15 protein-coding genes and 1 other annotated feature are annotated in these 12,372 nt (G+C 40.6%); of the genes, 1 reads left to right on the forward strand and 14 read right to left on the reverse strand.

The window, feature by feature from the left end; all coding sequences use genetic code 11:
* Positions 1 to 97 precede the first annotated feature (97 nt).
* From M594_RS06450 to M594_RS06500, 12 genes are all read right to left on the reverse strand, one after another.
* Entirely contained in the window at positions 98 to 1,084 is a 987-nt protein-coding gene (locus tag M594_RS06450) for a dihydroorotate dehydrogenase (RefSeq protein WP_173876283.1), read from the reverse strand.
* Positions 1,047 to 1,847: a dihydroorotate dehydrogenase electron transfer subunit gene (locus tag M594_RS06455; RefSeq protein ID WP_173876284.1), complete on the reverse strand. Its 801-nt coding sequence runs from the start codon at positions 1,845 to 1,847 to the stop codon at positions 1,047 to 1,049. Before M594_RS06455 ends, M594_RS06450 begins: the two co-directional genes overlap by 38 nt.
* A 248-nt stretch (positions 1,848 to 2,095) precedes the next feature.
* On the reverse strand, positions 2,096 to 2,476 hold the full coding sequence (locus tag M594_RS06460; RefSeq protein ID WP_000157153.1) for a VOC family protein: 381 nt from the start codon (positions 2,474 to 2,476) through the stop codon (positions 2,096 to 2,098).
* A 58-nt stretch (positions 2,477 to 2,534) separates the two neighbouring features.
* A complete protein-coding gene (rplT, locus tag M594_RS06465) occupies positions 2,535 to 2,894 on the reverse strand; it encodes a 50S ribosomal protein L20 (protein ID WP_000124834.1) in 360 nt (119 codons plus the stop codon).
* A gap of 51 nt (positions 2,895 to 2,945) precedes the next feature.
* Positions 2,946 to 3,146 (reverse strand): 50S ribosomal protein L35, encoded by a 201-nt coding sequence (rpmI, locus tag M594_RS06470; RefSeq protein ID WP_001125943.1) that lies wholly within the window; start codon positions 3,144 to 3,146, stop codon positions 2,946 to 2,948.
* 32 nt (positions 3,147 to 3,178) lie between these two features.
* Positions 3,179 to 3,709 carry a translation initiation factor IF-3 gene (infC, locus tag M594_RS06475; RefSeq protein ID WP_000848180.1) on the reverse strand — a complete coding sequence of 177 codons (531 nt, stop codon included), beginning with the start codon at positions 3,707 to 3,709 and terminating at the stop codon, positions 3,179 to 3,181.
* A gap of 15 nt (positions 3,710 to 3,724) precedes the next feature.
* Positions 3,725 to 3,856: a sequence feature (ribosomal protein L20 leader region), on the reverse strand.
* Positions 3,857 to 4,016: 160 nt separating this feature from the next.
* Positions 4,017 to 5,201 (reverse strand): hypothetical protein, encoded by a 1,185-nt coding sequence (locus M594_RS06480; protein ID WP_173876285.1) that lies wholly within the window; start codon positions 5,199 to 5,201, stop codon positions 4,017 to 4,019.
* 3 nt (positions 5,202 to 5,204) lie between these two features.
* On the reverse strand, positions 5,205 to 5,792 hold the full coding sequence (locus M594_RS06485) for an ATP-binding cassette domain-containing protein (protein ID WP_173876286.1): 588 nt from the start codon (positions 5,790 to 5,792) through the stop codon (positions 5,205 to 5,207).
* A gap of 32 nt (positions 5,793 to 5,824) precedes the next feature.
* Positions 5,825 to 6,049, reverse strand: a complete 225-nt coding sequence (locus tag M594_RS10130) for a hypothetical protein (RefSeq protein WP_254597133.1) — start codon at positions 6,047 to 6,049, stop codon at positions 5,825 to 5,827.
* A 141-nt stretch (positions 6,050 to 6,190) separates the two neighbouring features.
* Positions 6,191 to 8,431, reverse strand: coding sequence for a DNA internalization-related competence protein ComEC/Rec2 (locus M594_RS06490; protein ID WP_173876287.1), 2,241 nt, complete (start codon positions 8,429 to 8,431; stop codon positions 6,191 to 6,193).
* Positions 8,415 to 9,062, reverse strand: a complete 648-nt coding sequence (locus M594_RS06495) for a helix-hairpin-helix domain-containing protein (protein ID WP_173876288.1) — start codon at positions 9,060 to 9,062, stop codon at positions 8,415 to 8,417. The genes M594_RS06490 and M594_RS06495 overlap by 17 nt, the downstream gene beginning before the upstream one ends.
* Positions 9,063 to 9,128: 66 nt before the next feature.
* Complete coding sequence (locus tag M594_RS06500) at positions 9,129 to 9,698, reverse strand: GNAT family N-acetyltransferase (RefSeq protein ID WP_153209672.1); 570 nt, start codon at positions 9,696 to 9,698, stop codon at positions 9,129 to 9,131.
* A gap of 171 nt (positions 9,699 to 9,869) precedes the next feature.
* Between M594_RS06500 and ald the strand changes: the two genes are divergently transcribed.
* Positions 9,870 to 10,982 (forward strand): alanine dehydrogenase, encoded by a 1,113-nt coding sequence (gene ald / locus M594_RS06505; RefSeq protein WP_173876289.1) that lies wholly within the window; start codon positions 9,870 to 9,872, stop codon positions 10,980 to 10,982.
* A gap of 56 nt (positions 10,983 to 11,038) precedes the next feature.
* On the opposite strand, the gene M594_RS06510 is transcribed toward ald, so the two are convergent.
* Entirely contained in the window at positions 11,039 to 12,034 is a 996-nt protein-coding gene (locus M594_RS06510; RefSeq protein WP_125447093.1) for a PhoH family protein, read from the reverse strand.
* Between the two features lie 84 nt (positions 12,035 to 12,118).
* Entirely contained in the window at positions 12,119 to 12,334 is a 216-nt protein-coding gene (locus M594_RS06515; RefSeq protein WP_049488667.1) for a YozE family protein, read from the reverse strand.
* Positions 12,335 to 12,372: the final 38 nt, after the last annotated feature.

The raw sequence follows: 12,372 nt of genomic DNA on the forward strand, positions 1-12,372 counted from the left end.
TCATTCGTAATTAACTTTATTTTAACATAGTTAAAATATGAAAATATTACAAAATGATGAAAATTATGTGTCTTATTGACGATAATGATACCCTAGCTTATCTAAGGCTGGCTTTTACTTCCTTGCGGAGATTTTCCAGACTACTAATGCCGTATTTGTCCATAACCTTTGGTAGATTTTCGATGATATCAGGACAGGCATAAGGATTGGTAAAGTTGGCTGTTCCAACTCCGATAGCAGAGGCTCCAGCCAGGTACATTTCTAGGGCAGTTTCTGCCGAATCCACTCCTCCCATTCCAATAATAGGCAGGTCTGTTGTTTGGGCTACTTGGCGGATGAGTTTGAGGGCTACTGGAAAGACTGCTGGACCAGACATTCCACCTGTTCCATTGGCCAAGATTGGTTTTCTGGTTTTTAGGTCAAAGCGCATACCAACTAGAGTATTGATCATGGTCAAGCCACTTGCCCCCGCATCTTCTGCAGCTTTTGCGACTGTGACAATATCCGTCACACTAGGAGTCAGTTTGACATAAACTGGCACATCAGAGGCTTCCACAGCCGCTTTCACCACATCATAAGCTAAATCTGGATCTTGACCAATCAAAAGACCGTGATTACAGTGGTCAACATTGGGGCAAGAAATATTGAGCTCAATAGCCTTTACATTAGCTGCCTTGGAAATTCCTCGAGAAACAGCAGCATACTCTTGTTTTGAAAAACCAGCTACATTGGCAATAATAGGAAGATTTGGATATTCTCTTTCCAGCCAAGTTAGCTTTTCGGCCAAAACAACTTCCAAACCCGGATTTTGCAAACCGATTGCATTGAGCATACCAGCGGGAGTTTCTGCCACCCTTGGAGTTGGATTGCCAAAACGTGGTTCAAGTGTTGTCGCCTTGATCATAATAGAACCTAAAAGGTCTAAATCATAGTACTTGGCATACTCTTGTCCAAAACCAAAACAGCCTGATGCTGGAATGATCGGATTTTTCAAATCCAAACCAGGTAGAGAAACTTGTAAACGATTTGTAGTCATGATTTTCTCCTTATAATACAACAGTTCCTGTTCGGAAAACAGGACCATCTTCACAGACGCGTTGGCTGACCGTCTCGCTTTCTGGCACTTTTAGGACACAGGCATAGCAAGCCCCCATCCCACAAGCCATACGAGATTCCAGAGATAGATAGGCTCTTGGGTGGTCATAAAAGTTTTGATTGATATACTTCATCATGCCAGGCGCCCCACATGAATAAACAGCATCAAACTGACTGTCTAAGTCATTGATGACAACAGACACATTTCCTTTAATGCCATATGAACCATCATCTGTCGTTACAAAAACCTGACCATATTGGGCCAATTCCTTTTCAAGGATAACAGCATCCTTGTTAGCAAATCCGAGAACTGTCACTACTTTCACACCACGCGCATGCAATTCCTTGGCCACCTCAAGCAAGGGTGGGACACCAATCCCCCCTCCAACTAAGAGAATCTGGCTCTGCTCATCTAGGTCAGACAAGTCAAATCCATTTCCCTGAGGTCCCATCACATCAAGAGTATCTCCCTGACTTAAGGTTGAAAAAATAGCTGTACCAGCACCTTCAATCCGATAAATGAGGTGACACTGCTTCTTTACCTTATCAATAGACGAAATTGAAATAGGACGACGCAAAAGATGGGCATCATCAGGCACGCGCAGATGTAGAAATTGACCTGCTCGCATGGCTTCAACCATTTCCCCTTCTAGGACTAATTCAAAGATTGCTGGCGCGATTTCCTCCTGTGCAACCACCTTCATGGTTTCCAAACGAATGGCACCCAAACGTTTCTTACATGTGGGATTCATGACTTTTCCTCCTTAAATTTTAAGGGGATCAGATAAAGAAAAGACCTTGCTAGTGCAAGGCCTCAGTTAAAATCGTACAAGACAAGAGAGCACACTCAAAAAGTCTCCTCTAGAAAATTGTACTATTCTTTTATCTGACACCTTGTGAGTCTCTCTGGACTCCCCTTAAAGGTTAAATTTTTATTAGTATACTCTTTCAGCTAAAAAAAGTCAAGTAGAAAACGAACATTCTACTTGACCTCACGAGATTATTTTTCACGAATGACTTCGACCTTGTAGCCATCAGGGTCTTTTACAAAGTAATAGTTAGGTGCAGTTCCTGGTAGACCATTTGGCTCAGTCACTTCATATCCTTTTGCACTATGCTCTTGATGAAGCGCCTCAAGATCAGGTGTACTGAGGGCGATATGGGCAAATCCATCTCCAACCACATAAGGACCATGATCGTAGTTATAAGTCAACTCCAACTCATAGTCATCACCCTCAAGACCTAGATAGACAATCGTGAAGGCATGGTCTGGAAAATCTCTGCGACGCAATTCTTTAAAACCAAAAGCATCTTGATAAAATGCGATTGATTTTTCAAGATTTTCTACTCGCAAGCAAGTGTGTAGCATTTTTGAAGCCATATTTTTCTCCTTTATTTTCAAAAAGACTGGGACAATCCTGTTCCAGTCTTATCTGTTATTATTTACCAAGTTTTGCTTTCGCTGCATCTGCAAGAGCTGTGAAAGCTGCTGCATCGTTAACAGCCAAGTCAGCAAGCATTTTACGGTTAACTTCGATCTCAGCCAATTTCAAACCATGCATCAATTGTGAGTATGAAAGTCCGTTCATACGAGCTGCCGCATTGATACGAGTGATCCACAATTTGCGGAAGTCACGTTTTTTCTGACGACGGTCACGGTATGCATAGTAGTAAGAGTTCATTACTTGTTCTTTTGCAGTACGGAACAAGATGTGTTTAGCTCCATAGTAACCTTTTGCTAATTTAAGAATACGTTTACGACGTTTGCGTGATACAACGCCACCTTTAACACGTGCCATGTTTTATTTCCTCCAAATATTTCCTAGAATTGTTTACTTACTGTTAGGCTATTATTTCAAGCGAGTAAGCATTGCTTTGATACGTTTGTAATCTCCTGAATGCACCATAGATGCTTTACGAAGATGACGACGTTGTTTCTTAGTTTTTCCGTGGAAACGGTGAGAAGTGTAAGCACGGAAACGTTTAAGTCCACCAGAACCTGTACGTTTGAAACGTTTAGCTGATGCGCGGTGTGTTTTTTGTTTTGGCATGATTTTTTCTCCTTTATTTAACTTTCTGACAATTATTTTTTGTCAGTCGCTGGCGCCAATTGCATGAACATTTGACGTCCATCCATTTTAGCACGTTGTTCGATGATGGCAATATCTTGAGTTGCTTCAGCAAACTCGGCTAAAACTTTTGCACCAATCTCTTTATGGGTAATCATACGACCCTTAAAGCGAATAGATACCTTAACTTTATTTCCTTTTTCAAGGAATTTGCGTGCATTGCGAAGTTTTGTATCAAAGTCACCTTTGTCAATAGTTGGACTTAGACGAACTTCTTTCACAGTAACAACACTTTGTTTTTTACGTTGTTCTTTTTGCTTCTTCTGGTACTCAAACTTGAACTTACCGTAGTCCATAATTTTTGCAACAGGCGGTTTGGCTTGGGGTTGAATCAATACTAGGTCAACATTAGCGTTATCAGCTAAAGCTTGCGCTTCACTGAGTGGCTTGATGCCTAGCTGTTCTCCTTCAAGACCAATCAAGCGAACTTCACGTACACGAATCTCATCATTGATGAATAAGTCTTGCTTTGCTATGGTTTTCACCTCTTTTGTTTTATTAGAGAAAAACAATAGCGGACTCGTAAATATACAAGCCCGCACGTTATGATAGCGTTTCTTAGAAACTTTTCATCCGTAGGGCCAGGCAACTTAATGTCACAAGGCGAGAAGCTCTCACTTCTGCTTTTCTCAACTTTTATATGATACCAAGTTTTCTAGCCCTTGTCAAGATAAAAAGTTATTTTTTTGAAAAGTTTGTGTTTGTATTTTGCCTTGATTTCCTAATAAACAAGAGAGAAGCAAGTTGATTCTCTCCCTATGTTAGTTTTTCCTTAGCTTCCCTATAGGAATGCTAAGACCTATTAAAAACTTCCTTTTTACGTGAACTTCCCCATCTTTCGATAAATAGAATCCCCACTAACAAAAGGATAATCAGGCAAGGAAGTAAAACTAGCCCCATGTCCCAATTTAGATTGACATTATCAATTTGCTTAGGTAATCTTCCAGACAAAATCTCTACTGAACGCAAGTAAGTAAAGGGAATCAGATGTGCAATCTTTTGAAGAGGCTGAATTGTTTGAATACCAAACAATAAGCCAACAATCCCAATAAGTGAAAGAAAGAGGACAGGCATTTTTTGCTTGAAAAAGTAAGCAATCAAGTACACTACTTCCACAATGACGATAAAGGCTAAGAAAGCTAATAACAAGCCAGGAAATAACATATCTTGTATCTTTCCAATAGTTACCTCTTGATTCACTAAGCTATAAATCGGGTAGGGATAATCTAACTGTCCAAAACCACTTATCAGACTTCCTACTAGAAAAGAAAATCCGCTGATTCCGATAAACAGCACAGTTACATAGCCCACTCCAACTCCAAGGGAGGACATGGCAAATGCCACTTTTGAAAAAGGATATAACTGAGCTGTGTCCAGATGATTTTGATATCTTTCTGCAAATAGTTGCGTTAGCATAAAAATAATAGCAATCACAAACAAGGTTGGGATGATAGCCTCTAAAATCCAGATAATCTGATCAATCCCGTGGGTCGGAAACTCCAAAGTATGTGCTTTTATGTTCAAGGGATACAGGGCTTGGTAAATCTTTCGTTGGCGGTCAACCGCCATTTTAAAGTCAGAGCTAATAGTCGGGTTATTTGATATCATTTCATAATTCTTCTCTTCATCTTGCCACTGCAAATAGTAGGCTTCTTTCCATCGCCCTTCTTTTAATAAAGTCAGAATTTCTGTCTTTTGAGTCGAAAGATTTTTTTGCCCGTCTAAAGTATTTTTAGCAATCTGGTATTCCTCCGAGCTGGTATCAGATATTTGGGAGAGTTTCTCTTCATATTCATTGATGATTCTCTCATCTTTTACAAGACTGGTTTCCAACTCGCTCTCCAAGCTGTGTGAGTTTGCAGTCCGACTATTTAAATAAAAGGTAACACCGAGTCCAGATACAAATAAAGCTAAGATAATCCAGTTTAAGCGACTTTTGAAAACTTTTTTCAATAAAAATAGACTAACATCTTTCATAAACTAAACCTCTTCTATTTGCCCCTGATGAATGGTTACTACTCTATCGCAGACATCAAGCAACTCTTCCTTATAGTGGGAACTTAAAAGAACCAGCTGCTCTTGTCTATCGATTTGTGCTAGCCTATCAAAAAACTTCTGTCGATAATACTCATCTAAGCCATTTGTAATCTCATCCATAAGCCAGCATTTCGCCTGACTGAGGAAATACATGGCAATCACTAAGCGTTGCTTCATGCCTAAGGAATACTTGCGAATGGGAAGGCTGATATAGTCAGACATTTCCCAATAGGTAATTTCATCCCCCAAGTTCAGCCCTGACTTCCAGATGTTCTTGATAAGGCGAAGATAGTCCATCCCACTTAAGTTTCCATCCAGCCATTCAACGCTCTCATAATAAAATAAAGAAGGATGGGCTACAATATTTCCGCTACTTATAGGAATTAAATTGCTAATGGCGCGGAACAGTGTCGTCTTTCCAGAGCCATTTATAGCAAGAATACCATAAATCCTACCCTTTTCAAATGTAAAATCAACATCTTGTAAGATGACTTGTCGCGTTTTTAAGGTCACATGAGTAAGATGCAACATAACTAGCCCTCCTTTTTATCACTCTTTAAGGATTAATAGCCTCCGCTGTAGTAGTTTAGTACCTCATAACAATCGTAATTCCAACCAGAACCAATTTTATATTCAGAATAGCTGTCATAACGATACCATAACAGGGGATTAATATAGTTATATCTCTGGGAATTCATACTAGACTTATAGTAGATATTCCAATCATACCTATAAGTTTTAAGAACGCTCTCAGCAGATATACTGGACTGAAATAGACCAATAATCATAAACTAACTAATTAAACGATTTTTACTAATTTTTAATGGTTTTATATCATTAATATTGAATACGCTTTCATTATATCGTTTTTATCATTATTATGCAACAGATTTTTAGTTTATTTTACTAATATATAATATTTGTCCTTCCTATCGAACACTTTCGATTTTCCAATTTTTCCACCCTTTAAAGCGTATAGCTCCTTGCTGATCAGTTCGGTAAACTTTGCTATTGATATCTTCTAGTCGTATCAAGGTTTCCTGATGGGGGAGTTTCGTTCGATTGTTCTTTCCAACTGAGATGAGGGTCATCTCTGGTTTGAGCTGTTCTAAAAAGGCTGAACTTGATGAGTTTTTAGAGCCATGTTGACCAGCTTTCAAAACATCCACTTCTAGGTCAGGATATTGCCTCAGCAATTCCTTCTCTCCTTTTTCCTCCAAATTTCCTGTGAAAAGAAAGTTTTTATCCAAGAGTTTTCCATACAAAACCAGGGAATCTTCATGATCTCCATCTCCAATTTTCCTTGGAAATTGGACTTCTAACTGACTTCCAAAAATTGGCAAGTTCTCTCCTGCTGTTATACTTCTAACTTTTGTTTGGGTCGCTTGTAGTTCTGCCACAAATTCCTTCTGTTTCAAACTTCCTTTTGATACTAAGATCTCCCCTACATGGAAAGCCTTGGTCACCTCTAACAAATCTCCGACATGTTCCTTGTCCGTATTTGTCAAAATCAGCTGGTCAATCTTGGCTACTCCTCTATTTTTGAGATAGGGTATCAAGGTTCGCTGGGCATTGCTGGTTGTCGCCTTTTCTTGCCATTTTTCAATTTTCTTATCAGACTCTGCCTTACCTCCCACATCTATGAGAATGGTTTTCCCAGTTACATCCCGTAGGAAAATACTTTCGCCTTGCCCAACATCTAGCATGGTAATTTCATTTTCCAGTGGATGCTTGGTAAGGAAAAAGAGACCTGTAACCAATAAGCTCAATACTGCTAGCCTTTTAATGTTTTTCCTCAAATCATAGACTAAAGCCAAGGAAATTAACAATAAAATTAAAAGCCACGCATTAGGTTGTCCAAAGACAAGCGGTCTACTTGCCACCTGTGATACCAAGCGAATTATTCCCTCCAACCATTCAAAAATAAAATTCAGCTGAATGACTGGATAGAGAAAAGAAAGGACAAATAAGATAGACAAGAGCGGTAAGAAGACCAAGTCAAAAAGAAAGGAAAAGACAAAGGTCAAGAGGATGGACCAAGGTTGAAATTCCGCAAAATAGAAGGACAGAATGGGCAATATTCCCAAGGAAATGACTAGACTTTCTCTAGCAACAGCCTTGAGCCCATCCCCTTCTTTGCTGGTCATGGTCAAGATAAAAGCATAAGCGCAGGATAAGACTCCTCCTGCTGTCAAGAAAAAGTTTGGCATGATGATAAAGAGGACAAGAACCGTCAAGGCAAAATTATCCAAACCCTTAACACCATGTTGAGCCAGTAACTTTTGCAAGAGACTGCGAATGACCGATGCTGAAAATCCTGTCAGCCCTGCATAGATAAGGGAAAAGGGATAAGTCAGCCATTTCAACTTTTCTTGGGTCAAGCCTAATCGCAAGAGTAGTTTCTTAAATCCATCCATGAAAAATCCTACCTGCATGCCTGACAAGGCAAATAGGTGGATAATTCCTAGACTAGAATAAAGCTCATTCATCTCCTCAAAGTCTGTATCCAGATGTCCTAATAGAAGCCCCGTCATGTAATTGCGCATAGGATCTGGAAAATGCGTCTTAATCCAAACTACAGCCTTACGGCGTAAACTGGACAGGTTTTCACCTAGATCCCAACTGCCAACCTTTTGAAGTGACTGGATTTTTTTGATATTCAGAGTCTGGTAAATTCCCTGAGTTTTCAGATAGGCTTGATAGTCAAAACCACCAAAATTTCTCTTCCCTTCTGGCTCCGAAAGTTTCCCTTCTAGTTCCAAATCATGAAGGGCTGTTAAAATTTGAAAGGTTTCTTTCTCCTCCTCGGATTGGAGTTTATAATAGACTTGAAAAATGCGTCCATCAGACTTGCCACGAAAGGATAGACTATCACCATTAACCTTAATAGTGTCGGGCAAAATCCGTACCCTTTCAACAGAATCCGCCAAATTTTGACTCGCTTGACTCTGTTGCCAATTTTGAAACAGAAACCAGAAGCCAAAGATTCCACAAATCACTAGAACTTTGCTAGCAGATTTCCAAGGAAATTGGAAAAAGAGACAGACTAGTAGAAAAACAAAGCCTAGCAGTGCGAGATAAGATGATGAGAAAATGGCGTAGTAAATCCAGAGCAATAGAAAACTCAGATAAATTAGGGGAAGGGGGAAATTCTTAATCCACTGTAACATAGTCTTTTAGCTTTTCTATCGTTTTAGCACCAATGCCAGAGACCTTCTTAAGTTCATCAACCGACTTGAATTTCCCATTTGCCTCACGATGGTCGATAATATCCTGAGCTCGTTTGCCACCCAGTCCTTTGACCTGCTTGAGTTCTTCCATACTGGCTTTGTTGAGATTGACCTTCTTGTCCTTGCTTGTTGAAGAAGACACCCCCGAATTAGTCTGTTGATTAGCTTCTTCTCCCTTAGTTGGAACGTAAACCAGAGCCTCATCACTGACTTTCTGAGCTAGATTGATCGACTTGCTGTCTGCTTGCTCTGTCAAGCCACCAGCCTTCTGAACAGCATCATTGACCCGACTACCTACTGGCAAGTCATAAATTCCTGGCGATTTGACAGCACCCTTCACATCTACTGTGATTAGATCTTGTTCAACCAGTTCTTCCTTTTCTTCCTTGGTCACTTCCTTTTCGGACACCGAATCCTTGGAAACTGCTACAACTTCTGCCTGCAAATTCGTTTCCTTGACAGGTGTTTGTGGAGCTGGTTTTAGCAGGAAAAATCCTCCTACAAGAAAGCCCAGACAAGTACAAATGACAATGATTTTGTACTCTTTGATTTTCTCGATAATTGCTTCCATATTTTCTCCTCTCTTAGATTATTCGTAAGAGGAAGAAAAAACAGTCGAAAATTTCTTTTCAACTGCTTATTTATTTGCAAAATAGTCTTCCTTGGTCAAGACATAATGAACTCTTGTAACAATTCGACCTTCTTCGTGCTGGTCCATACAAGCATAAGCTTCTGCATGTGAAAAATGCATGCCTGATTTCTCCATGACCTTTCCAGATGCGGGATTATCTTTATCGTGAAGTGCGGTCAACTTGTTCATTCCAATCTTCTCAAAAGCCAGCTTAATCACGACACGATTGGCTTCTGTCGTCAATCCTTGATTCCAATACTTTTGGTTGATAATGTAGCCAATAGCTGCCTTCTTAAGAACAGGATCAATCTTGTGCAAATCAATGGTTCCGATAAATTTGCCATTGCTTTTTAGTTCTATTCCCCAGCGTCCCAAGGGATTGGCCAAGTAGAACTGAGCAATGTTATTCTTGGTTTCTTCCAAGCTTTGATTGGTTAGAAAAGTGTAACGTGTATTATCCTTATCCGAGGCATACTCAAACATAGCTTCCGCATCATCTAAGGTTACAGGTCGAAGCAATAAACGATCTGTCTCCACTATTGGATACTGAGCTAGTTTTAAAAAGATTGATTCCATAAGTTTCTACCATTCAAAAGTATTTTCTATCAGTCTAGCATAAAAAAGAAGTTACAACAAGTTTTTCTTGATTTTTAAAGCGGTTTCATATAGAATGAAATCATCACCTTATTTTATAGATAATTGTGATAAATCATTTACAACTCGTCAATAGAAAGTGAGTTTTTCTCTATGTTAATCGGAATTCCAAAAGAAATTAAGAATAATGAAAACCGTGTTGCCCTCACACCTGCTGGTGTCCATAGCTTGGTCGGCCGTGGTCATCGCGTCCTTATCGAAACAAATGCTGGTCTCGGTTCTGGCTTTACTGATGCTGACTATCAAAAGCAAGGAGCTGAGATTGTCGCTACTGCTGGTGAAACTTGGGCTGCAGAGTTAGTCGTAAAAGTAAAAGAACCATTACCTTCTGAATATGAGTACTTGCGTGACGACCTGCTTCTCTTCACCTACTTACACATGGCCGCTGCGCCTAAATTAGCAGATGCTATGCTAGCGGCAAAAACAACAGGGATTGCCTATGAAACTGTCCATGATTCCCAAGGTCAGTTACCGCTCCTCATACCTATGAGTGAGGTTGCAGGCCGTATGGCAGTCCAAATCGGTGCTCATTTCCTAACCAAACAAGCAGGAGGTTCTGGCGTCCTACTGGGTGGTGTACCGGGTGTACCTAAAGGGAAAGTAACCATCATCGGTGGTGGTGTCGTAGGGACCCATGCTGCTCGAATTGCGCTTGGTCTTGGTGCTCAAGTAACCATCCTTGATATCAGTGCTAAACGTCTTTCAGTCCTCGAAGAAGTCTTTGGTCATCAAATCCAAACCCTTATGTCTAATTCATTCAACATCGAAGCCAGTGTGAGAGAAGCGGATGTTGTGATTGGGGCGGTTCTCATTCCTGGTGCCAAAGCACCGAAATTGGTGACAGATGAGATGGTCAAGCAAATGCGTCCAGGCTCTGTCATTGTGGATGTTGCCGTTGACCAAGGTGGTGTTATCGAAACAGCTGACCGTGTGACAACGCACGATGAACCCGTCTATGAAAAGCATGGTGTACTTCACTACGCCGTTGCTAACATCCCTGGTGCTGTTGCCCGTACTTCTACCATTGCCCTAACCAATGTCACTCTTCCTTATATCGAATCCTTAGCAGGAAAAGGATTTGTGCAAGCAATTGCTGAAGATGAGGGCTTGCGTCAAGGTGTTACTACTTATCAAGGTTACTTAACCAGTCTTCCAGTAGCCCAAGGACTCGATAAAAGACATACTCCAATTGATGAACTAGTCTAAAAAATCTAATTATCAGATAAAAGAAAGAGCAATTCCACCTGAACTGCTCTTTTTTGCTATTCTGTTTCTTCTTGGACTTCTTCACGCTCTTCATTTTTAATTGGAGCTGGTTCATAAGCTCGGATAATCTGAGCGACAACTGGATGGCGAACTACATCCTTGGCTGAAAAATGAACAAAGTCAATTTGGTGGATGTTCTTGAGTTTTTCTTGAGCATCAATCAGACCAGACTTGACGTTACGCGGAAGGTCAATCTGACTGATATCTCCATTGACAATCATCTTAGAATTAAAACCTAAACGAGTCAAAAACATCTTCATCTGCATGATGGTCGTATTTTGCGCCTCATCGAGAATGACAAAGGCATCATCCAAGGTCCGTCCACGCATGTAGGCGAGGGGCGCGATTTCTATAATTTCACGCTCCATGAGTCGAGTCGTTTGGTCTTTTCCCAGAATCTGGTACAAGGCATCGTAAACAGGTCGAAGGTAAGGATCCACCTTCTCCTTGAGATCACCCGGAAGAAAACCAAGACTCTCGCCAGCTTCCACTGCCGGGCGTGTTAGGATAATCCGCTTAACCTGACCACGTTTAAGAGCTGTCACTGCCAAGGTCACTGCAAGGAAGGTCTTCCCTGTCCCTGCAGGTCCAATTCCAAAGGTCACATCGTGCTGTTTGACACTATCCACATAAAGCTTTTGACCTAGAGTTTTGACACGAATAGGCTTCCCAGTATTATCCTTGATGATTTCTTCTTCATAAAGGGCGACAAACTTATCAATTTCATCGTTTTTGACCATACTAATAGCAGTCACCACATCTGGCGTACCAACGGTCATCCCACGGTTCACCAAGACCATGAGAGCTTGAATAACCTGACGGGCTTCCTCACAGGCAGTCTCTTCTCCCAAAACCTGGACAATCTCCGTACGAGCATGAATCACCACATCAAGCTCTTCTTCCATCAAACGAAGATGGCGTTCATTGGAACCAAAAAGATGAAACAGGTCATCTGGATGACTCAGTTGAATGTCTATTGAATGTTCCTTCAAATAAAGAACCTCTCTAATCCTTTTATTTCTTTTTATTATAGCAAAGGGGTGGAGAAATTACTAGCCCAAACCCAGTGAATTATGCTAGTGTTCTAAGTATTCTTGCCAGATAACGTCAAAGTCTCCTAGGTTAAAAGAGAAACTGGCATGTTCTTCCAGAAAGCGACTCACCTCATCAAAATCATCTGTGTGTTTTGGAAAGGCTGATTCTTCAAAAGCGAGGTCTGCCAAGATAGCCTTGGGACTGTTACTTTTAGGATTGCGCTCGGTCATGAGCCAAGTGTAAAATGATTTTCTCAATTCTTTCTCCTATCAAGACTTTTTTTGATGAAACTTTT

Source organism: Streptococcus mitis, from assembly GCF_013305725.1.
GTDB lineage: Bacteria > Bacillota > Bacilli > Lactobacillales > Streptococcaceae > Streptococcus > Streptococcus mitis_BO.